Genomic DNA, 21,221 nt, shown 5'->3' with positions numbered 1-21,221 from the left:
CGGGCGGCTGTCAGGCGGCGTCGGAGAAGGCGTCGGCCATACACGCCTCCGCGATACGGCGGCCGGCCTCCGGTGCCGTCTTGACGCCGCCGCCGTTCCAGCCCCGCACCGACCACACGTGCGGCACGCCGGTGCCCTCCAGCAGCCCGGACGCCGGCCCGCCGCCCCCGGGTGAGCCGTATGCGTCCGCGGCGCGGACCGAGCTGAGGTGCACCGCTGTCGTGAGCCACGGGAAGTGGGCGGTGAGCGCGGCAACGGTGGCCTCGGCGTGCTCGGGATCCGGCTGCGCGTCGAAGGCGGAGTCCCACACGAGGTGCGGCATGCCGATCAGCGTCCGGTCCGAGCCGACCGGCTTGGCGTACAGCCCGGTGCGCAGGTCGATGAAGGTCGCGTGGGAGGGCGCGGGAGGGCGGCGCTCAACGATGCTCACCTGGATCGATCGCGATCGGACCGGTGAAGCCGGCCGCAGGCCGGGCACCGGGTCGGCCGCCCAGGGCCCGACCGCCGCGACCACGGCCCCGGCGCTGATCACACCCGCGTCCGTGAGCACCGCCGGACGTCCGCCGCGTGCCTGCACTTCACGCACGCGCACCCCGTGGCAGACCACGGCACCGTCGACACGTGCCTGCACCAGCCAGTCCGCGGTGACCTCCGTCGGTGCCACCCAGCCCGCCTCCGGCTCGACAAGGGCGACGCCGCCGGCCAGGCGTATCCCCGCCGCCTCCGCACGCTCGGCCACCACATGCGCCGAGGCCCGCAGAGCGCCGTTGATCCGCCCGGCGGCCTCCCGCAGGGCGGACTCCTGGGCAGGGTCGGCCGCGGTCACGGCCCCGACGGCGTGCAGCGGAGCCCGCCCCGACGCCCAGCACCCGGGGTCCCGGTACGTGGCCAGGCTCGACAGCGCCAGTTCCGCGATCGCCGGGTCGAGGTCGTAGGCACGCACCATGCCGCCGGAGGCGCCGGTGGCCCCGGCAGCCGACTGCGGCGACTGCTCGACCACGACGACCGACACACCCCGGCGGGCCAGGTGGTGCGCGATGGAGGCGCCGGTGATCCCGGCGCCCACCACCACGACGTCCGCACTGGCGGGCAGGTCCCCGCCAGGAGGGGACACTGTCGTGCCGACCTGGCTCACGACCGCTCGCCCGCGGCAGGGGCGGCCGCCGCCCCGAGGTCGGGCGCGGCCGACACGTACCGCGTGCCGGACGGCAGGAAGGACCAGTCGGCCTCGCGAACCGGCTGGGCGGGCAGGCCCAGCCAGTCCCAGACCCGCTGGGCCAGCTCAGGGACGACCGGCCAGGCCAGCGCGGCGAACACCTTGGCCGCCAGGTACTCCAGGGCCAGGCTCGTGCGCGCCTCCTCCGCCAGTGACGGGACCCGGCGCAGCGCCTCCTCCGTCGCGCGGAACTCGGCGGCGCGTGCCACGAAGGACTCCAGCAGGCGGACGTATCCACGCGCGCTGAACGACTCCGGGAGCAGCAGACCGTCGAGCTGCTGGGTGGTCAGGTTGAGGTAGCGGTAGAACTCGCGGTGCGCGTCCGTCCAGGCACCGGTACCCGGCACCTGGCCGCCGGACTGCTCGGTCAGGGCCGCGAAGCCGGCCAGCCACTCCTGAGCGTCGAGGTACAGCGGGTCCTGCGCGAGTTGGCCGGCGCGCTCCTGGGTGATCGACGTGACGCGCCCTTCCGGGGCGTTGCGCAGCAGGGCCAGGCGTACGGCGTCCGGTCCCGCCGCGGCGAGCGCGTCGTCGGCCCAGACCGCGTGGCCCCGGCTGGTGGAGAACTTCGCGTCCTCCAGGTGCAGGAACTGGTTGGTGACGAACGCGGCGGGCAGGTGCTCGGTGAGGTCGGCCGCGATGGCCAGGATCGGCAGGAGCACCGCGTAGTAGAAGCTGTTGTCGTAGCCGAGGAAGAGCGTGATCTTCGCCGGGCCCCCCTGCTCGGACTCGGTCCGGGCCGCGTCCAGGAATGTCAGCGCGAGGTCCGCCCAGGCGTCGATGGCCTGGCCGTCCCCGACGGCGACGCCCCACTCGGTGCTTCGGGCGAGCCGGTACGGGGGCAGCCCCTCCTCCAGCAGCCGCTCCACCAGGGTCTGCAGGTCGGGCGAGGTGTAGGCGCTGCGCAGGTAGTCCCGCAGCTGGTCGGCGTAGGCGTTGAGGTCCAGCCACAGCGCCTGCTCCGGGCGGGTGACGGCCGCGGTGCCGCAGATCCGGCACTGCAGGCCGGTGAGCTCCCGGGCCTCGTTGGGCCGGCCGCAGGCCTCGCAGATCTCCCCGTCGCTGGCCGCGCCGCAGTGCGCGCAGGCCCCGCGCGCGAACGCCTGGTGCAGCGACAGGTCGCAGGTCGGGCAGTAGGCCGTCTCCCGCTTCTCCTCCGTGACGGAGGGCGCCGACGCGACCCGGGCGAACAGCTCCCGCATCCGGTCGGCGTGCTCGGGGTCCCCGGCGGGACGAGTGAGCCGGTCGCAGCCGACGCCCGCCGCGCGCAGGGTCGCGAGGATGGCGTCGCCTTCGGCCGTGGCCACCTCGGCCGGGTCCGTACCGCGCAGTCGCGCGGCGGTGGCGACATACGACTGGTGGTCATCGGTGCCGGTCACGTACCGGGCGTCGCGGCCCATGCTGCGCAGCGCCCGCACCAGCATGTCGGCCCGGACGTAGGGGCCCGCGAGGTGGCCCAGGTGCAAGCCGCCGTTGGGCGTGGGCGGGGGGCAGAAGACGAGCGACCGCGCGGGGAGCGCGCCGCGCGGAGGGGCTTCTTCGAGAGCCTTGACGGCGCTCGGTATGTGCTCCCAGTAGATCGAGACGATGTCGAACGGCTCGTCGGACTCGTTGCGGATCTCGTGGTAGCCGAAGGGCGACAGGTAGACGACCCCGCCGGGTGCCAGCTCACGCTCCTCGTCGCCGAGCACCACGAAGGCCTTGCCGGCCAGGACGATGAACATCTCGCCGTCCTGGTGGGCGTGTCGCTTCGAGACGGTGTGCGCGGGGACGCTGCCGAAGACGGACCCGAACGGCAGCCCCTCGATGTCGGCTGCGGACAGCATGGATTGAAGGTGCATCTCATAGGACCAGCTCATCGCCGACCTGTCGAAGGCACGCGTGATCACAGAAGAATCCCTGGGTGGTGTGGAGTGGATGAGGGGGCTCAGCGCGCCGGCGAGGAAGACTCCCGGCCCGCTGGGCGAGCGGACGGCCTGTTCAGGCGGTCGGGATGAGCCGTGCGGTCTTCGAGGCCGGCTCTTGTGGCGAGGTGCGACATGGACTCGGCGGGTGGGCAGCGCGGCTCGGTGCCCGCCCACGCCGACGGCAGTGCGGGCGCCGAGGCGGGCCGCCTCGGCGTCGCGCTTCGATCACCACCGGTCCGCCGGAGGTGAACTCGGGCTCCGCGTACGTCACTTCGTGAGGGAGCCGAGCGTCCTACGGGCGCGGCCCAAGAGGCCGATCAGGCGTCGGCCCCGCGCCGCTCGGCCATGCCGCGCAGCTGAGTCGGAGTGCCGTCGGGGGCGAAGGGCTGGCGGAGGGTGAACGAGACGGCAGTCGCACCGTTGTCGTGCAGGTGCTCCAGCCGATGACAGGCGTCCGACCAGGTGGGGATGGTGTCATCGGAAACCCACCACACCGCGTAGGTGGGCCACTCGGGCTTGAGGAACCACTCGTGCCGCCTGCGCAAGGTGCTGCGATGCAGGCCGGAGTAGACGAAGGAGAAGACGGACTCCAGATCGCTCCACAGCGACAGAGTGGAGGCACGGCTGTCGGTCTCGTTGGTCCGGCCGCCCGTGTAGAAGCGCGGTACGTCGAACTTGCCCCACTCCCCCCAGTCCCGCTCGAAGTTGGTTATGTGACTCTGGCCAGGGTCTTCCTTCGCCCGAGCGATGAATCCCGGGCTGCCTTCCGCTTCTTCGAACGTGGGCGGCGTCAGGTCGTCGAACTCCTGGACTTCAGGATTCCCGTACGGCTTCTTCAGGATCGCGAAAGTCGTGAACGCAACGCGTGGCATCAGTGCCTGTCCTCCCCTTGTGTATACCCTGTCGGGTTTCGGCCCTAAAGGTCGCTCTTTACCGTCGTAGCGCCCCGCGATTCATGAACTCACCTCGGCCTTTTCGGTGAGTGAGGCTCGGGTGGCCGGCGGAGTTTTGCGGGTACGTCGCAGGGCCAGCAGCACGCCACCGATGAGCAGTGCGATTCCGGCCAGCTCCAGCGGCGGTGGCATACGGCCGTCCCACGTGAAGACGTAGATCAGTCCGGAGATCACCTGGATGACGACGAGTTGCCCCGCGATGGAAATAGGCACCAGTCCCGAGGAACGGTTCCACAGCACCGTTCCGACCCAGGAGACGAGCAGCCCGAGAACCACGCTGCCGATGAGCAGCGGGACGAGCGAGTCCGCTCCGTCGATGTGCACTCCGCCGGACATGGCGGCGATCGGCAGGGCGAGCAGTGAAAGTGCCAGGTTGCACACGCCCATGAGCGTGGACCAGGTGGACGGCTGGATCTCCGGGTGCCTTCTGAGGAAGGCGGCATTGGATACCGCGTACCACGTCCACAGTCCGAGCGCCGTCAGCGCCGACGCGAGGCCGATCGCCCAAGTCGTTCCGTCGTGGCCGCTGAGGGCCGTGTCCCAGTCGACCTCCATGAGATTGACCAGGACCAGACCCACCGTGATGAATCCGAGAGGGACCAGCAGGCGCGAGAACGGAAACTCCTTGCGGACCAGGTTTCCCGTCACCGCAACGGTCACGGGGAGCGTCCCGATGATCACGGTGGTGATGGGCGCCCCGGTGTGCCTGATCCCTTGCACCAGGAAGAAGTAGTAGCCCACGTGGCCGGCGAAGGCGAACGCCAGGCCCGTGAACCATATGTGCCGGTCCAGGCCGCGCATCCCGGCGCCGCGTGTGAAGATCACGATGCTGAGCGATACCAGTCCGAAGACCAGGTACCGCCCCAGCGCAAGTGTGACTGCGTCCGCGTCGGGGAGCAGCACCGGCATCAGAAATGCCAGACCCCAGATCAGGTTGGCGCTGACGCCGCACAGCACCCCGATGAGAAGTGACGGAGCTTGTTTCATACGCATATCACTGTTTCTTGACTCGCGGCACATGGGTCGGGCTAGCGTTTGAGACCAGCCGCACCTCTGGACATCAGCGCACGCACGAGGTCTCTTTGGAATTCGTTCGGCATCAGCATGCGGCCGCTGAGGGCCAGATACTTCTGGCTCAGTTCCTCATTGCCGCTGATGACCTGGAACATCCTCTGCCGGGACGCCTCGTTCTTCTCGACGAGGGAGTCCCCGCATATGGTCTCGACGTGCGGGAGGAGGACGTCTTCGAAGCGCTGCCGGTATTCGGCCAATCCATCGGCGAGATCAGCCTTGTCCAGCGATCGCTCGGCGAAGGAACGAGCCAGCAGATCGGCCGACACCAACGCGAATCCACAGCCGACGCCACTCATGGCATCCACGGACAGGGCCGCGTCTCCGACGAAGGGGACCGAGCCCACCACCGGCTGACGAACCTGGCTCGGATAGTCGTTGTAGCCCAGCAGGCCCGTCTCCAGGACCGCGTCGGACATCGAGGGCGCGTCCGGCAGGTCATGGAAGTAGTTCAAGAACTGCTGGAGCCGGCCCTCCGCCCCCTGCCAGCCCTCGACCCGCGACTTCTCCGCGAAGAGGACCAGCTGAGTCCTGCCCTCGACGAGCGGATATACGCAGGCCAGGTCCCGTTCGTTCATGATGAAGACCGAGCGGTTGTCCTCTCGGGTCTTGATCCCCGAGAAGTAACCGAAGAGGGCTGCGCGCTCGTTGGGGTGTTCTTCGGTCGTGTTGCCGAGTTCCTTGGCCAGCCGCGAACGGCGCCCGTCCGCGGCCACTACCAGCCGGGCCCGGAAGCGTTGGGATTCACTCTCCCCGCGGGTATGGAGGATCCAGCCGGACTCGTCTTCTTCGATGCTCTCCACGGCGGTGGAGTCGATGTACTGAACGCCTTGCTTCTGCGCGGCTGTTCGCAGTGCGGGGTCGAGCACGCGCCGTTCCAGATTGAGCGCGTACGAATCCGGCGGCCCGGGGACATAGCCTCCGGGTCCCTCGACCAGGCCCCCGGGCGTGACGAAGATGGCCTTGGTGGGCACAGACCAGGCGGGCTCGTACAGGTGGGCCAGCCCGAGATCGGCCAGGAGCGGCACCGCGTGCGGCTGAATGAAATGGGTGCAGAGCCGTTTGTGGGACTGGTCGTTCATCGCCTTCTTGTCGAAGATCCCGACCCGATATCCCATCTGGCTGAAGCGGATCGCGGTGGCACAGCCGGCGATGCTGCCACCCACCACCGCGACATCCAACTGCGACTCGTCGAACTTCGGAGTACTCACAGGTTGACTACCATCTCTCTGCTCTGCTCGGGCTGACTGTCTCCCTGCTGCCTAGCCGGCACACCCGCAGTCGACGTGGGCGTGGACATCGCATTGAGAGGCGTGCGTCCCTTCGGTGGCGTAGCCGTCCCGCTTCCACCAGTCCAGACCGCCGAGCAGTTCCTTGACCCGGAAGCCCGCGGTCGCCAGCTTGATCGCCGTCTTGGTGGAGGCGTTGCAGCCGATGCCGTCGCAGTAGGCGACGTACAGCGGGGACTTGGAGAGACCGGCCAGCGAATCCTGAGAGATCGAGCGATGAGGAATGCTGATCGCGCCGGGGATGTGCTCCCTCTCGTACGCCTCGCTGCTGCGGCCGTCGACAACGACCAGGTCCTGGCCGTCTTCGAGAGCCGCCTTCAGGTCCGCGGCGTCGGTCTCGTAGGCCAGCTTCTCCTGGTAGTAGTCCAACTGCGATCGTTGTTCCCGGGACATGCCGCTGTCGTCCGGGGTCGCGTCCTCGTCTGCCATGAACCGGGCGGCGACGGCGTAGAGATCGCCGAGGGTGCTCGGAGTGACCAGCGAGTCCGCGTGCTCTCCCAGGTCCACGCCGCAGTCCTCGAGGAGCGTGACCAGGACACTGATGGTCAAGAGGGAGTCCAGACCAAGGGTGTTGAGTGGTGTGTCGTCGGGCAGCGGGTCCAGGTCCACCGGCTTGCCCGTCGCCGTCTCCAGGTATTCGGCGACCTTATCCTTCACCGCTTCAGACATGGCTATACCTTTTCCATAGGCTCGACGGCGCCATCGGCCGACAGTGCGAAATAGTTGGAGTTCGACTGCTGAGCTGCTGTCGTGAGCCGCTCGATCAGTTGGCGTTCAGCGGTCTTCGCAGTCGATGGGGCTGATACGGGGGGCGACCAGGCGATCAGGGTCGGACGCATGTAGTCGGGGAGCAGGTCGCGCAGGTGCGCCTCCACGTCGGCCACCGCCTGTCGTTCCTCCGACGTGACGACGAGCGCGACCACGTCGCGTTGGCCGCGCCGGATCACGGCGACAACCGCCCGCTCGACGCCGGTACAACTCAGGGCAGCCCGACGGACCTCACTCAGGTGGGTACGGCGGCCCGCCAACCACCTGATCTCCTCGTCGCCGTGACGGTGGAACACGAGGTTGCCGTCCTCCGCGAAGCTGCAGATGTCCCCGGTCCGGAAGTAGGGCGTCCCCTCCAGATCGACGACGAGGCGCGCGGTTTCCTCGGGGTGGTCGAAGTAGCCGCGCATGACCTGGTCGCCGCCGATCCACAGCTCCCCCTGCGCACCGGGCTGCTGGAGTTCGACCCCGTCCTTCATGATCTTCGCGTCCATGCCCCGCAGAGGCCGGCCGATGGGATACGCGGTCGTGCGCTCCGTATCCGCGTGCTCGATCTCGTAGGTCAAGGAGAAGATCGTGGCCTCGGGCGGGCCGAAGGCGTGGATGACCCGGGTCTCCGGCAGCTGCTGCTTCCAGATGTTCATGACGGCGGGGTCGCAGACCTGGGCGCCCGTCATCACCGTTTCCAGGCTGGGCAGCTTGGCCCGGGTGAGCTGACGCCCATCCCCGGTGATCATGGCCAGGAGCATCGAGACCGCGATCAGATGCGTGATGCGCTCACGGCCGAGTACGGCGCGCATGACGGCACCGGCGGGCAGACTGCGGAATTGATGGACGAAGGCTCCCAGCGACAGGGGGAGCAGCGTGTCCTCAATCGAGACATCCACATTGAATGGCGACAGGCTCAGCACGCGGGATTCCGATGTGAATCGGAGGACCTGGTTGTGGTTGCCGAAATAGGCGACCAGGCTGGCGGCGCTGTTCTCGACCCCTTGCGGCTCGCCCGTCGAACCGGACGCGAAAATAATGTATGCGGCCTGTTCCGGTCCATGGGCCACAGTGGAATGAGTCGCCGCCGGCCCGGAAAGAATCTTGGCCAGTTGTTCCCTGTCCAGCCGGCAGCCGGCCGGAGCGACCGGGTCCCGGTCGTCCAGCGCGATGACCGCCACCGGCTGCAGTCGCGTGAGGAGTCCTCGCAGCCGGCCCGCCGGCTCGGCGGCGTCGAGGGGGACGTAGACGGCCCCGCACTTCCAGATGGCGAGGGCGAGTATCGGCATGACCGCGCGTTTCTCGGTCAGGACCGCCACGCGATCCCCCGCGCCGACCCCCTGCTCGGTCAGCCAGGCCGCGACCGTCTGGGCGCCCTGCTCGAGTTCGGCGAACGTGTAGGCGACGTCTCCGTCGTCGATCGCGACGCGATCCGGCCACTTGCGGGCGGGAGCCGCCAGGAGATCACCGAGAGCGGGTGCCGGGTTGGCCTGGTGGGCAGGATCGATAGACCATGGAGGTAATGCCATCGCTTCAGCTTTGACTACCACTCTTCTTAATCCTGCCTTTCCGTTCGCATTTCCGTTGCCGATGTTATTGAACGGTAACATTGACCGTCAACCCATTTCAGCGACTCCATTTCAGCCACTAAAAGCGGTCCTGGCGATCTCAGTGACGGCATTTTTGGCTGAATTCAGCTTGCCGGTATACAGACAGAAGTCATGCGGGAGATCCGGGAAGTGCTGATGCCGCAGTCCGGCCGGCCGATCGGCCAGCTGCTCCGCCCAGGCGAGTCCTTCGTCACGGAGTACGTCGCAGCCGGCCGTCACGATCGAGCAGGCCGGCAGCCGGGCCAGGTCGCTGTCCGACAGGGCGAACGGATCGAAGTCGCGCCCCGAGAAGAAAGGTTTCAGTATCGACTTGAACAGCCGCATGCTGTCGCTGTCGAGGAAGTAGCCCTCACCGTACGTCCGGTAGGACTCGCGCTCCGTCCCGAGTTCGAGGACCGGGTAGATCAGCACGATGCGCGAGAAGACCCCGGGCAGGACGCGCAAGCTGAGGTAGAGCGAGAGCAGTCCGCCGACGCTGTCACCGGCGAGGACGAGCGGCCGGTCGCCCAACGTGCGGCACCGTTCGGTGATGTGCCTCCCCAGCCGCTCCACCGCCTCCTCGACGGTGTGTTCCGGCGCCTTCGGATACTCGAACGCCTCCACGGGCGCGTGCAGGGTGTTCGCCAAGTCCCGCAGGAAGGGCCGGAAGACGGCCGTCGAGTAGTAGACCATCCCGCCGCCGTGGATATACAGGACATACGGTCCTGCCGCGTCCTCCTGCGCCGGGCGGATGATCACCGAGTCCTCGCTCGCGTCGATCGACGCGTCGTCAGGCTCCTCCGTGCTTCCGAAGCGCGCGATCCAGCGCTCGGCGTTCACCCGGTCGTCCGCGAGCGAGCCGGTGGACCCCCGCACCGCCATGATCTTCCTGGCGGCGGCCAGGCGCCCGAACTCGACGTTCAGGGACCGCACTTCCACGTCAGACATCGCCGTCCCCGTCGACGGGCTCGACGTCCCCGGCGGGCGTGAACGCGAAGTGGGTCGCGCTCGACTCCCGAGCCGCCTCGGCGAGCCGTCGCATCAGCAGCTTCTCGTCCGTCTTGCCGGTCGAGGACACCGTGAGCTCGGGTGACCAGGCGACGACGGTCGGGCGCATGTATGTGGGCAGCAGGTCCGCCAGCCGCTTCTCGACATCCGCCACCACCGCCCGGTCCGGCGCCATCACCACGAGGGCGATCACGTCGTGGCCGCTTCGCGCGACCAGCGCGACGGCCGCCCGCTCGACGCCCGGGGAGCCCAGCACGAGCTGTCGGATCTCGCCCAGGTGGATCCGACGGCCGGCCAGTTTCACCTCGTCGTCGTTGCGGCCGCGGAAGACGATGTTGCCGTCCTCGTCGTAGCTGCACATGTCGCCGGTGCGGTAGTAGCGGACGCCGTCCACCTCGATCACCCGGCGGGCGGTCTCCTCCGGCTGGTCGAAGTAGCCGAGCATCACCTGCTCGCCGCCGATCCACAACTCGCCGATCCGGCCCTGCTCGTGGATCTCGGCCCCGTCCTCCACGAGCCGTGCCGCCACGCCGCGCAGGGGCCGGCCGATCGGGTAGGAGCTCACCCGCTCCGGGTCGGCCCGTTCGATCTCATGGGCGACGCAGACGATCGTCGCCTCGGTCGGCCCGTAGACGTTGATGACGCGCACCTCGGGCAGGCCGTTCTTCCAGACGTTGATGACACCGGGGTCGCAGACCTCCGCGCCCGTCATCACCATCTCCAGGGCGGGGAAGTTCTCCCTGGTGACGTGGCGCCCGTCCTCCGTGATCATGGTCAGGAGCGTGGACACCGCGATCAGGTGCGTGATCCGCTCGCGCTTGATGATCGCGCGCATGATCGCGCCGGCGTGGACGCCGCGGAACTGGTGGACGAACGCGCCCAGCGACAGCGGCAGCAGCGTGTCCTCGATCGACACGTCGAAGTGGAACGGGGACAGACTGAAGACCCGTGACTCCGGCGTGAACCGGAGCACCTCGTTGTGGTTCCCGAAGTACGCGACCAGGTTGGCGACGCTGATCTCGACGCCCTTCGGCTCTCCCGTCGACCCCGACGTGAAGATGATGTACGCCGTGTCCTCGGGCCGATGCGCCACGGTGGGCTGTTCCGGAGCCGGCCACGAAAGGATCGCGTCCAGCCGCGCCCGGTCCACCCAGCTGACGTCGGCGACCGCCGGCTCCCGGTCGTCCAGCGCGATCACGACACTCGGCCGCAGGCGGCCGAGCAGGCTGCGCAGGCGGGGAACCGGCTGCGCGGCGTCGAGCGGGACGTAGACCGCGCCGCACTTCCAGATCCCGATGGCCAGGACGGGCATGATCGCGCACTTCTCGGCCAGGATCGCGACCCGGTCCCCGCGACCGATGCCCTGCTCGCGCAGCCAGCCCGCGAGCGCTCGGGCCTGCCGCTCCAGTTCGGCGAAGGTGAGGCCGATGCGTCCGTCGTGCAGCGCCGGGCGGTCCGGCCAGTTGCTCGCGGCCGCTCGGACGATGTCGCCGAGCGCCGGCGGTGGGACGGCCTGGTCGGCGGGGTCGAGCGACCAGGGAGGCAGCGATGTCAGCGATGGCGGCGACGCCACCGGTATCGAAGTCTCCGTCACTGGACGCCCTTCCCTTCAACCTCGTAGTGGAAGCGAACCTTGGGCTTGGCCCCGGCGCCCATGCGCCGGTAGAAGCCGATGCCGAGCTCGTTGTGCGGAGGGGTCTGCCACTCGGCCCAGCCGCAGCCATGGGCGACGGCGAACTCCCGCAGCCGCTCGAAGAACGTGCGGCCGAGCCCCATCCCGCGATACGGCTCCTGGAGGTAGAGGCAGTCCATGTAGACGAACGGTTCGGCGCCCCAGGTGGCGAAGTCGATGGTGACGGTCATGAAGCCGCAGGGCTCCCCGTCGTCCGTCGCGATCCAGCCGTACAGCGCCGGCTGCTCCGAGAACAACGCCGAACGCCAGCGCTCGACCTGGCCGTTCTCACGGAAGTCCGCCTTCTCGTACGCCGCGTGCTCGCGGCACAACGCCAGCAGTGCCTCCAGGTGGCCCGGCTCGATCGGCTGCACCTTGATGTCGCGGCTCATACCCACCCCGAGAAGGTCGTGGCCAGGTAGGCGTCGAGCGAGGCCTGGTCGAGCCGGCCTTGCGCCAGCACGGTGTTGACCCAGGCGTCGCGTTCGAAGTTGATGACCTCGAGCTCCCAGACACAGGCGATCAGGTCACGCTGGGCAAGGGGGGCGACCGTGGTGTTCCCCTCGGCGTCGACCGTCGTGCCGCGCACCCAGTGCTTGAGCATGTTGGCGTCGTACCACTGGCTCACCAGCAGGTAGTCGCCTTCCTCTCCGTAGTGCAGGATCAGGAAGCCGACGGGGTGGTCTCCCCCTTGCGGAGGCTCGCGCAGCACCGAGGCGGCCTGCTCCCGCAGCCATTCGGGCGCCGGGAGGGTGGAGGAGCGCTCCGGCTCCGCGAACATCCCGTACACCTTCAGAATTCGGCCGCACACATCCACCGGCGGGAGCGCCTTGACCAGGCGCGGCGAGTACGTCAGCGGGTTCATGTAAGTGCTTTCCCCGCCCGCAAGTAATTGGCCAATTTCCATCATGCGCTCGTTCGCCTCCGAACTGCCCTCAGATCGTCGATGCGGAAGGCATCCATCCGCTTCACGGCTCGTGCGGTATTCAATCTGGCCTCTCTTGGCTGTACCCAGAGCGGCGATCCATGGGTAACTACTCTTCTGTCCGTTTCGGCACTAATGGCTTGGACTGTCAAAGTATTTGGTCGCCGTTAACCTGAATCGCTCAGGCGCCTTGAGGTCTGGTCACGGTCACCGATCGCACCGGAGGCCGGACTTCCGGCCATGCCGGGGCGCCCCCCTCCTGTCACACGTGTCATTACTGCTGGTCAGACGGTTATTGGCAGGGCGATGCGCCGCTGCCGACAGACGAGGTCGGCCTCGGTGGAAATGTGCGTCAGATGGCCTTGCGTCGGCCATGACGAGACATAAAAACAACCCCAGAGGGGCGGAAGCTCTCGGCGTTCATCCCGGCGAGAAGCTACAGAGTTCAACATTCAGCGGACGCCGCGGTAGAACCGCGCCACGCGCCCCGTAATTCGCTCAAGGCGTCCAAAAAAGCTCCCCCCGTATATCAAGCAGTGATCGTCCGGCCGTCGTGGCCAGATGAACACCCTTGCGGCTCTCAACAATTCGAGGATGCCTACTGACGTTCGATCATGTCAAGGGGAGTCCGAGTGTTGATCCGCCCCAATTGGGCCGAAAGTCGACCATGAATGACAGAGGTCCGACATTGGCCGTGCCGAGCCCGGTTCGCATATCACCTTTCCCTGAAGTCCTTCTAGTCTCCTGGGCAAAATTTTGCCGCTTGACGCCCGCTGATGATCATTGGCAGCATCCTGGGCGGACGCTCAGCGCACTGCGGGGAGTCCCGGCACAGCGAGAGCTACACGGACTCGCCGGCTCAAACGGGGGAATGAAATGGGATGCGGCGTTTCTGCCGAATGCGTCAGGCAATTGGTTGAATGTGGGACTGGCTTGGCCCGTTCGGGCTGTTAGGCCGGCGTCGGTGCCCCATCTCTGACGCGGGCCCTGCCAACCATCCGTCGGGCCGGCGGCTTCCCCGCGCCCCACGGCCTGTGGAACTCCCTGATGACGCTCCAGATCGTGCTGTTCGCCCACCAGGGCGTGGAACTCGTCGGAGTCACCGCGGGCCAGACCAACGCGGCATCCGCGACGTGGCGTAGAGACCGCCCGCGTTGCAGGAGGAGAGTGCCGAGGTAGAACAGTGCCGTGGGCCTCAACGGCGACGGCCCCCGGGCGCTGGCCCGCCTCTCCGCCCGGGGTGTTCCGCGGACGGCGCCGACACCGGCAGGCTGCGCCTTTGTGACGGTGCTCGTCGGGTGGGACGCCTCGACGCGCGTAGCCCTCTACGCCCCAGGACAGCAAAAACGCATCGGGCCCGGTTTCCGGAGACGGAGACCGGGCCTGATGGGTTTGGTGGGTGTCACGGATACCGCGTCGTCCGGAACCGGTCCCTCCCCTCGTGGGGACCGGTGCCGGACAACGGGGGTGGTGTCGATCCGGTGCCTGCCGTGGCGGGTCGGTGCGGATCGAGCTCTGGGCTGGTGGCCTGCCTGAGCGACGCGCGAGGATGCGCATTTGCGTCGTGATCCTGCCAGTCGAGGGTGCCGGGGAGGAGCATCCGGTCTCCGGAACCCGCCTTTACCGCAGGTCAGCCGTATAAAGTGAGTTTTCCGGTCCGGATGTCCAGGTGCGGCGGAGGTAAGGGAGTGGAGGCCTTGAGTTCCCATGCGGGGGCGCGCACAGCCTTCGCGGAACGGCTCGCGCTGCTCTACAAGGAGGCCGGCAATCCTCCGCTGAAGAGTGTGGCCGAGGCGGTCGTCCGGCTTCAGCGGGTCGACGAGCGCGGGCGGCCCGTACGGGTGTCCGCCCAGCGGATCAGTGACTGGCGCCGGGCCAAGAACGTGCCTGCCCAGTTCGCCGCCCTGCAAGCCGTACTGCATGTCCTGATCCCCCAGGCCCGGCGCGCCCGGCCTGTGCCGGTGTCCGCCGGGCTGTACGACCTGGGCCAGTGGCAGCGGCTGTGGGAGCGGGCGACCGCCGGGGAAGAGGAGGAGCAGACTCCGGTCGAGGCCCCCGCGGTTGCCGGTGCGGTGTGTCCGTATCGGGGGCTGGCCTCGTACCGGCAGCAGGACGCCGGGTGGTTCTTCGGCCGGGAGCGGAGTACGGATTCCCTGGTGGCCCAGCTCCGCGCGGCAGGGCGGACGGGCGGTCTCGTCATGCTCGTCGGTGCCTCGGGCGCCGGTAAGTCCTCCCTGCTGAACGCCGGCCTGGTGCCTGCCCTGCAGAACGGTGCGCTGAGCGGTGAGAGTGGCCGGTCGAGCGCGGTGGTGCAGCTCGTACCGGGCGCCGATCCGCTCGCCGAGCTGACCCGCTGCATTCCGGAACTCGCGGACGTCGTCTCCTCCGACTCCGACGTGGAGGGGCCGGGCCGCCCGGAGGAGGCGGAGGAATCCGGCGCGCAAGAACTCGGCACGGACTTCGTGCAGGCCGCACGTGACGCCGTCCTCGCCTGGGCCCGGCGTGAAGCCTCCTCCGCCTCCAGCACTCCCGTCCCTCCCGTCCCTCCCGTCCTCATCGTCGACCAGTTCGAAGAGACCTTCACCCTCTGCGCCGACGAAGCGGACCGCCGTACCTTCATCCAGCTCCTGCACGCCGCCTGCACGCCCGTGGAACCCGGCGGACCGGCTCCCGTGCTCGTCGTCCTCGGTATACGCGCCGACTTCTACGAGCAGTGCCTGGGGCATCCGGAGCTGGCCGACGCGTTGCAGCACCGGCACATGGTGCTCGGACCGCTCACCACCGCGGAGTTGCGGGAGGCGGTGACCGGGCCGGCCAAGGCTGTGGGGCTGGAGTTGGAGCCGGGGCTGGCGGAGCTGATCGTGCGGGAGGTGAGTGCGGACGGGCCGCGTGGGACACATCACGCGGGGGTGTTGCCGTTGCTGTCGCACGCGCTGCTCGCGACCTGGCAGCGGCGGAAGGCGGGGCGGCTGACGCTGGCCGGGTACCGCGCGGCCGGGGGGATTCAGGGGGCCGTCGCCGCTACCGCCGAGCGTGCCTGGTCCGGGCTCGATCCGGCGGCGCGTACGGCCGCGCGGCTGCTGCTGCTCAGGCTGGTGCGGCTGGGCGAGGACACACAGGCGACGCGGCGGCGCGGGACGCGGCGGCAGCTGGCGTCGGAGTCGACGGATCCGGGCAAGACGGAGGAGTCGCTCGAGGCGCTGGTGCGGGCCCGGTTGGTGACGCTGGACGCGGAGACCGTGGAGATCACGCACGAGGCGCTGCTCCATGCCTGGCCGCGGCTGCGGGACTGGATCGACGAGGACCGGCAGGGCAACCTGCTGCGTCAGCGGCTGGAGGAGGACGGCCGGGCCTGGGAGGAGTCGGGGCGTGACTCGTCGCTGCTCTACCGGGGCTCCCGGCTGGGGCAGGCCCACAGCTGGGCGCGGTCGGCCGGGGACATCTTTCTGACCCGGAGCGCGGTGGAGTTCCTGGCCGCCGCGGTCCGGCTGCGCAGGCGCACGGTCTGGATCATGCGCGGCGCGGTCGCGGCGCTGGTCGCGCTGGCGATGCTGGCCGTCGGTGCCGCGGTGGTCGCCTGGCAGCAGCGGGACGACGCCGTGTTCGCGCAGGTGCTCGCGGAGGCCGACCGCTTCCAGTACTCGGACCCGTCGCTGTCCGCCCAGCTCGACCTGGTGGCACACCGGCTGCGCCCGGACGACGAGGACACCAACAGCCGGCTGATCTCGATCGTGAACGCCCCGCTGGCCACGCCTCTGCGCGGCCACTCCGGCGCCGTCTACCTCACCACCTTCAGCCCGAACGGACGGCTCCTGGCCACCGCCAGCTACGACCGGACCGTACGGCTGTGGGACGTCGCCGACCGGGCGCGGCCCAAGCCCCTGGGCAAGCCCCTGACCGGGCACAAGAGCTGGGTGAGCAGTGCGGTCTTCAGCCCGGACGGCCACACCCTCGCGAGCGCCTCGGACGACGGCACGGTCCGGCTGTGGGACGTACGGGACCCGAGCCGGCCGCGTCCCCTCGCCGCGCCCCTGACCGGACACGACGGCACGATCTACCTGGTCGCCTTCAGCCCGGACGGCCGCACGCTGGCCTCCGTCAGCGAGGACCGCACCGTGCGGTTGTGGGACGTGGCCGACCCCGAGCGGCCCAAGGCGCTGGCCACGCTGAAGGGTGCCGAAGCCGCCGTGCGGTCGGTGGCGTTCAGCCCCGACGGCAGGACGCTGGCGGCCGGGGGTGACGACGAGACCATCCGGCTGTGGGACGTGGCCGACCGGGGCCGGCCGAAGGAACTCTCCGAGCTGACCGGACACACCGCCCTGGTGCACTCCGTCGCCTTCAGCCCGGACGGCCGCACCCTCGCCAGCGGCAGCTCGGACGACACGATCCGGCTGTGGGACGTCTCCGATCCCCGCCACGGCACCCAGCTCGGCGCCCCGCTCACCGGGCACACCGGCCCCATCTGGTCGGTGGCCTTCAACCCCGCCGGCACCATGCTCGCCGCCGCCAGCGCCGACAGCACGGCGAGCCTGTGGAACGTCAGGGATCCGGCGTACGCCTCGCAGGTCGGCGAGCCCCTCGCGGGTGCCAGCGGGGAGATGTACGCGCTCGGGTTCAGCCCCGACGGCCGTACGCTCGCCACGGGCAGCGGCGACAGCAAGGTGCGGCTGTGGTCGATCCCGACGTCGGACATGATCGGCGGCAACGGGGCGTTCCGCCCGGACGGCAAGGTGCTCGCCACGGCCGCGCGCGACGGACAGATCCGGCTGTGGGACGTACGGGATCCCGCCCGGCCGGTGGCGCTGAGCAAGCCGTTCCTGCCCGGGGACACCGGCCAGCGCTCCCAGGTGTTCTCCCCCGACGGCCACACGCTCGCGGTGACGACGGGCGAGCAGAGCGTGCGCCTGTGGAACGTCAGCGACCCGGCGCACCCGGTCTCCTACGACTCCCCCATCCTGCTGCGCACCCGGTTCATGGGCCCCGACGCGCTGGCGTACAGCCCGGACGGGCGCACGCTGGCCACCGCCTGGGACGACCGCACCATCCGGCTGTGGAACGTCAGCGACCCCGCCCATGTCGTGCCGCTCGGCCCGCCCATCACCGGGCACACCGGCTACATCAACTCCCTCACCTTCAGCCCGGACGGCCGCACCCTGGCCAGCGGCAGCGCGGACGCCACCATCCGGCTGTGGAAGGTGACCGACCCCCGCCGTCCCACCCTGCTCGGCGCCCCGCTCACCGGTCACACCGGGCCCGTCAACGCGCTCGCCTTCAGTCCGGACGGCCATTCGCTGGCCAGCGGCAGCGACGACGACACCGTACGGCTCTGGGACGTCACCGACCCGCACGAGGCGACGTCGCACGGCGAACCCCTCACCGGCCACACCGAAGCGGTCGTCTCGCTGACGTTCAGCGAGGGCGGGCACTACCTGGCCAGCGGCGGCAACGACAACACGGTCCGGCTGTGGAACGTCACCAACCCGGCCGACGCCTCCGCCATCGGCCAGGCGATGAGCCCCAACGCCAAGACGGGCAACTTCCTGTCGTTCAGCCCGACGAGCCACATGCTCGGCGTCTCCAGCGGCACCGACACCATCCGGCTGTGGAACCTGGACGTCGACCAGGCGATCCGCCGCGTCTGCTCAAGCACCCAGGACGTGCTGACACGGGAGAAGTGGCATGAGTATCTGCCTCGGCTGTCCTACGAGCCGCCGTGCACGAGGTAGCAGCGAGCACGCGTGAGTCCTCTCAAGTCCCTCGGTGAGTCCCTCGGTAGGCCTCTCGGTAAGCCCCCGGTAAGTCCGTGCACCCGTGGCTCCATGCGCTCAGTGACGGGCCGGAGACGCAAGTGGCATGACGGGGGTTCGACGGACAGCGGTTTCCGTGATCCCGATCACAACCCCGCGTCACAGCCGATCGGGCGGCTCCCGCAAGGCAGACAGCCTTGTTACTGTGGGGCTCAGCCCGATCGCTGGTGCATCCCCCGTCGCCAGCGATCGGGCCTTCTCATGTCCGCGGCGCCACCGTCCCGGCCCGCGCGGCCCGCCCGGCCCGGCGAGGCCTGTGGAGGAGTCGTACGCTGATCCTGTGCCAAAGGCGTACGAAGTGATCGCGGACGACCTGCGACACCCCCGCACGCCCATGCTCCGCGACAACAACCGGCACCAGTGGGAGAAGGACCGGGCCCGCCGCCCGCTCGCCGCGCGGGCCGCGACCGGGGCCACGGAGCACGAGACCGGCCTTCAGGTGCGGGACCTCGTCTTCCATGCGCGCTACCGGGAGGTCGCCGCACCCCCCGAACTGGCGGACGCGTTCGGCGTGCCGGAGGGGACCGTGCTCCTGGAGCGCACCTACCGGACGCGGTGCTCGGCCGAGAGCGCCCCGTTCAGCCTCGTCACCTCCTACCTCGTCCGCGCCATGATCGCCGCGAACCCCGATCTGCTGGACGACTCCAACGAGCCCTGGCCGGGCGGCACACAGAACCAGCTCCACACGGTCGGCATCGAGGTGAGCCGGGTCCAGGAGCGGGTCACCGCGCGGCCGCCGACGCCTCGGCAGGCGCGGGAGCTGGACCTGCCGCCGGGGGCGCCGGTGATCCTGCTGCGCAAGACGTCGTACGACATCACCGACCGCGTCGTGGAGATCTCCGAGGTCACGCTGCCCGGCGACCGCGCGGAGCTGGTCTTCACCACTTCCCTGGAAAGGTGGTGAGTGCCGCAGTGGGTCGGCGCGTCATCATCGTCACCGCTGTCCACGGCCCTTCGGCGGCGTTCCTGCCGGATGCCCACAAGTCGCTGCGCGAACAGGAGTTGCCGGCGGGCTGGGAGTGGCACTGGGTGATCCAGGAGGACGGGAAGACGGACGAGGTCCGCCCGTACGTCCCCGATGACGCACGCGTGACCTTCCGTCAGGGCCGGCCCGGGGGCCCCGGCGTGGCGCGCACCATCGCGCTCGCGCACGCCGAGGGCGAGTACGTGAAGATCCTGGACGCCGACGACCAGCTCACGCCGGGTGTCCTCGCCCGTGACCTGGCGGTCCTCGAAGCCGACCGCACCATGGGCTGGACGACCTCCCGGGTGCTGGACCTCCTGCCGGACGGCACGACGGCCGGATTCCCCGGCGACCCCGACGACGGGCCGATCGAGCGGGGCGCCGTACTCGACTTCTGGAAGGCGAACGACTTCCGTGCCCCGGTCCACCCGGCGACCCTCTGCGTGCGCCGGGACCTCCTGCTCGCCCTCGGCGGCTGGATGGCGCTCCCCGCGTCCGAGGACACGGGCCTGCTGCTCGCGCTCAACTCCGTGAGCCGGGGCTGGTTCTCGGCGGAGGTGGGGCTGCTCTACCGCAAGTGGGAGGGCCAGGCGACCGGTCAGTCGGCCCACCTGGACCCGGCGGAGCGGGCGGCGCGCATGGCGGTGGCGGAGGCCAGGGCGCGGGCGCTGGGCTCCTTCGGCTGGCGGTACCCGTCGGGCCGTTGACCGCCGCTACCCGGTGAGGCCCTCACTGATCGAAGGACAGGTCGAGCATCCGGATCGCGTTGCCCCGCAGCAGCTTGTAGGCCACCTCGTCGGAGAGCCCGCCCACATGCTCCGCGGCCACCCGCTTCGTCTCCGGCCAGGTCGAGTCGACGTGCGGGTAGTCCGTCTCGAAGGTCGCGTTGTCGACGCCGACCGTCTCGATCGCCTCGATGCCGTGCTTGTCCCGGAAGAAGCAGCAGAAGATCTGGCGGTAGTAGTACGTCGACGGCGGCTCCGGGATCAGGTCCTTCACGCCGCCCCAGGCCCGGTGCTCCTCCCACACGTCGTCCGCGCGCTCCAGGGCGTACGGGATCCAGCCCATCTGGCCCTCGCTGTACGCGAGTTTCAGCCGCGGGAACTTCACCAGCACCCCGGAGAAGAGGAAGTCCATCATCGACGCCATGGCGTTGTTGAAGCTCAGCGAGGCCTGGACGGCGGGCGGGGCGTCCGGGGACGCGGCCGGCATCTGGGAGGAGGACCCGATGTGCATGTTGACGACGGTGCCGGTCTCCTCGCAGGCCGCGAAGAACGGGTCCCAGTAGCCGGAGTGGATGGAGGGCAGCCCCAGATACGTCGGGATCTCGCTGAACGTCACCGCGCGCACCCCGCGTGCCGCGTTCCGGTGGATCTCGGCGACCGCGAGGTCGATGTCCCACAGCGGGATGAGGCACAGCGGGATCAGCCGGCCGCCGCTGTCGCCGCACCACTCCTCGACCATCCAGTCGTTGTAGGCGCGCACGCAGGCCAGCCCGACCTCCTTGTCCTTGGCCTCGGCGAAGGTCTGGCCGCAAAAGCGCGGGAAGGTGGGGAAGCAGAGCGAGGCCTCGACATGGTTGATGTCCATGTCCTCCAGCCGCGCCTTCGGATCCCAGCAGCCGCGCCGCATCTGCTCGCGGGTGATGCCGTCGAGCGTCATCTCGTCCCGGGAGAAGCCGACGGCCGCGATGATGCGCTTGTACGGGAAGAGGTCGCCCTCGTACTCCCACCAGTCGGTGATCTGGCCGTCCGGGTCGGTGGTGAACCGGTACTTCCCGCCGATGTACTCGAGTTCGCCGATACCGGCGGTGAGGGGCTTCGGGCCCCGGTCCCGGTACTTGGCCGGAAGCCAGGTCTCGAAGAGGTGCGCGGGCTCGATCACGTGATCGTCCACGCTGATGACCTTGGGCAGATCCTTGGTGCTGCTGTCGGTGGTACTGCGGTTGGCGGTCGCCACGTCTGGCCCCCTCGTGCCTGCCGGCGGACCGCCGGAAGTGAATCTGACGGTCCATCAGATTTGTGGTTCACAGTAGGGGGACTCCCCGGCGACGGCAAGGGGCCA

General features: G+C 69.3%; 15 protein-coding genes. 3 read left to right on the top strand and 12 right to left on the bottom strand.

From position 1 onward, the window contains the following. Nucleotides 1-10: 10 nt before the first annotated feature. The 11 genes from PBV52_RS26755 to PBV52_RS26705 all read right to left on the bottom strand — a co-directional run bounded on the left by PBV52_RS26755 (nt 11) and on the right by PBV52_RS26705 (nt 12,326). Nucleotides 11-1,135 carry an FAD-binding oxidoreductase gene (locus PBV52_RS26755; RefSeq protein ID WP_274241588.1) on the bottom strand — a complete coding sequence of 375 codons (1,125 nt, stop codon included), beginning with the start codon at nt 1,133-1,135 and terminating at the stop codon, nt 11-13. After that, nucleotides 1,132-3,042 carry a class I tRNA ligase family protein gene (locus tag PBV52_RS26750; protein WP_274241587.1) on the bottom strand — a complete coding sequence of 637 codons (1,911 nt, stop codon included), beginning with the start codon at nt 3,040-3,042 and terminating at the stop codon, nt 1,132-1,134. The genes PBV52_RS26755 and PBV52_RS26750 overlap by 4 nt, the downstream gene beginning before the upstream one ends. A gap of 398 nt (nt 3,043-3,440) precedes the next feature. Beyond that, nucleotides 3,441-3,995: a DUF3291 domain-containing protein gene (locus PBV52_RS26745; RefSeq protein ID WP_274241586.1), complete on the bottom strand. Its 555-nt coding sequence runs from the start codon at nt 3,993-3,995 to the stop codon at nt 3,441-3,443. Between the two features lie 81 nt (nt 3,996-4,076). After that, the gene (locus PBV52_RS26740) at nt 4,077-5,063 is read right to left on the bottom strand and encodes a DMT family transporter (protein ID WP_274241584.1); all 987 of its coding nucleotides are present in this window, start codon (nt 5,061-5,063) and stop codon (nt 4,077-4,079) included. A 41-nt stretch (nt 5,064-5,104) separates the two neighbouring features. Beyond that, nucleotides 5,105-6,328, bottom strand: coding sequence for an NAD(P)/FAD-dependent oxidoreductase (locus PBV52_RS26735; RefSeq protein ID WP_274241583.1), 1,224 nt, complete (start codon nt 6,326-6,328; stop codon nt 5,105-5,107). A gap of 81 nt (nt 6,329-6,409) precedes the next feature. Beyond that, complete coding sequence (locus PBV52_RS26730) at nt 6,410-7,105, bottom strand: rhodanese-like domain-containing protein (RefSeq protein ID WP_274241582.1); 696 nt, start codon at nt 7,103-7,105, stop codon at nt 6,410-6,412. 2 nt (nt 7,106-7,107) lie between these two features. Further along, nucleotides 7,108-8,721 (bottom strand): AMP-binding protein, encoded by a 1,614-nt coding sequence (locus PBV52_RS26725; RefSeq protein ID WP_306801494.1) that lies wholly within the window; start codon nt 8,719-8,721, stop codon nt 7,108-7,110. Nucleotides 8,722-8,832: 111 nt separating this feature from the next. Further along, nucleotides 8,833-9,729, bottom strand: a complete 897-nt coding sequence (locus tag PBV52_RS26720) for an alpha/beta hydrolase fold domain-containing protein (protein ID WP_274241579.1) — start codon at nt 9,727-9,729, stop codon at nt 8,833-8,835. Then, a complete protein-coding gene (locus tag PBV52_RS26715; RefSeq protein ID WP_274241578.1) occupies nt 9,722-11,383 on the bottom strand; it encodes an amino acid adenylation domain-containing protein in 1,662 nt (553 codons plus the stop codon). Before PBV52_RS26715 ends, PBV52_RS26720 begins: the two co-directional genes overlap by 8 nt. Beyond that, entirely contained in the window at nt 11,380-11,853 is a 474-nt protein-coding gene (locus PBV52_RS26710) for a GNAT family N-acetyltransferase (protein WP_274241577.1), read from the bottom strand. Before PBV52_RS26710 ends, PBV52_RS26715 begins: the two co-directional genes overlap by 4 nt. Then, entirely contained in the window at nt 11,850-12,326 is a 477-nt protein-coding gene (locus PBV52_RS26705) for a hypothetical protein (RefSeq protein WP_274241576.1), read from the bottom strand. Before PBV52_RS26705 ends, PBV52_RS26710 begins: the two co-directional genes overlap by 4 nt. A gap of 1,748 nt (nt 12,327-14,074) precedes the next feature. On the opposite strand from PBV52_RS26705, the gene PBV52_RS26700 reads away from it, so the two are divergent. The 3 genes from PBV52_RS26700 (at nt 14,075) to PBV52_RS26690 (ending at nt 19,864) form a co-directional block, all read left to right on the top strand. Next, the gene (locus tag PBV52_RS26700; protein WP_274241574.1) at nt 14,075-18,112 is read left to right on the top strand and encodes an AAA family ATPase; all 4,038 of its coding nucleotides are present in this window, start codon (nt 14,075-14,077) and stop codon (nt 18,110-18,112) included. A gap of 415 nt (nt 18,113-18,527) precedes the next feature. Further along, complete coding sequence (locus PBV52_RS26695) at nt 18,528-19,097, top strand: GntR family transcriptional regulator (protein ID WP_274249595.1); 570 nt, start codon at nt 18,528-18,530, stop codon at nt 19,095-19,097. Next, nucleotides 19,094-19,864, top strand: coding sequence for a glycosyltransferase (locus tag PBV52_RS26690; RefSeq protein ID WP_274241572.1), 771 nt, complete (start codon nt 19,094-19,096; stop codon nt 19,862-19,864). Before PBV52_RS26695 ends, PBV52_RS26690 begins: the two co-directional genes overlap by 4 nt. Nucleotides 19,865-19,886: 22 nt before the next feature. On the opposite strand, the gene PBV52_RS26685 is transcribed toward PBV52_RS26690, so the two are convergent. Then, entirely contained in the window at nt 19,887-21,116 is a 1,230-nt protein-coding gene (locus PBV52_RS26685; RefSeq protein ID WP_274241571.1) for an amidohydrolase family protein, read from the bottom strand. Nucleotides 21,117-21,221 lie beyond the last annotated feature (105 nt).

The sequence above is a fragment of the Streptomyces sp. T12 genome, from assembly GCF_028736035.1.
Taxonomy (GTDB): domain Bacteria; phylum Actinomycetota; class Actinomycetes; order Streptomycetales; family Streptomycetaceae; genus Streptomyces.
This window is presented reverse-complemented; position numbering and strand designations above follow the sequence as displayed.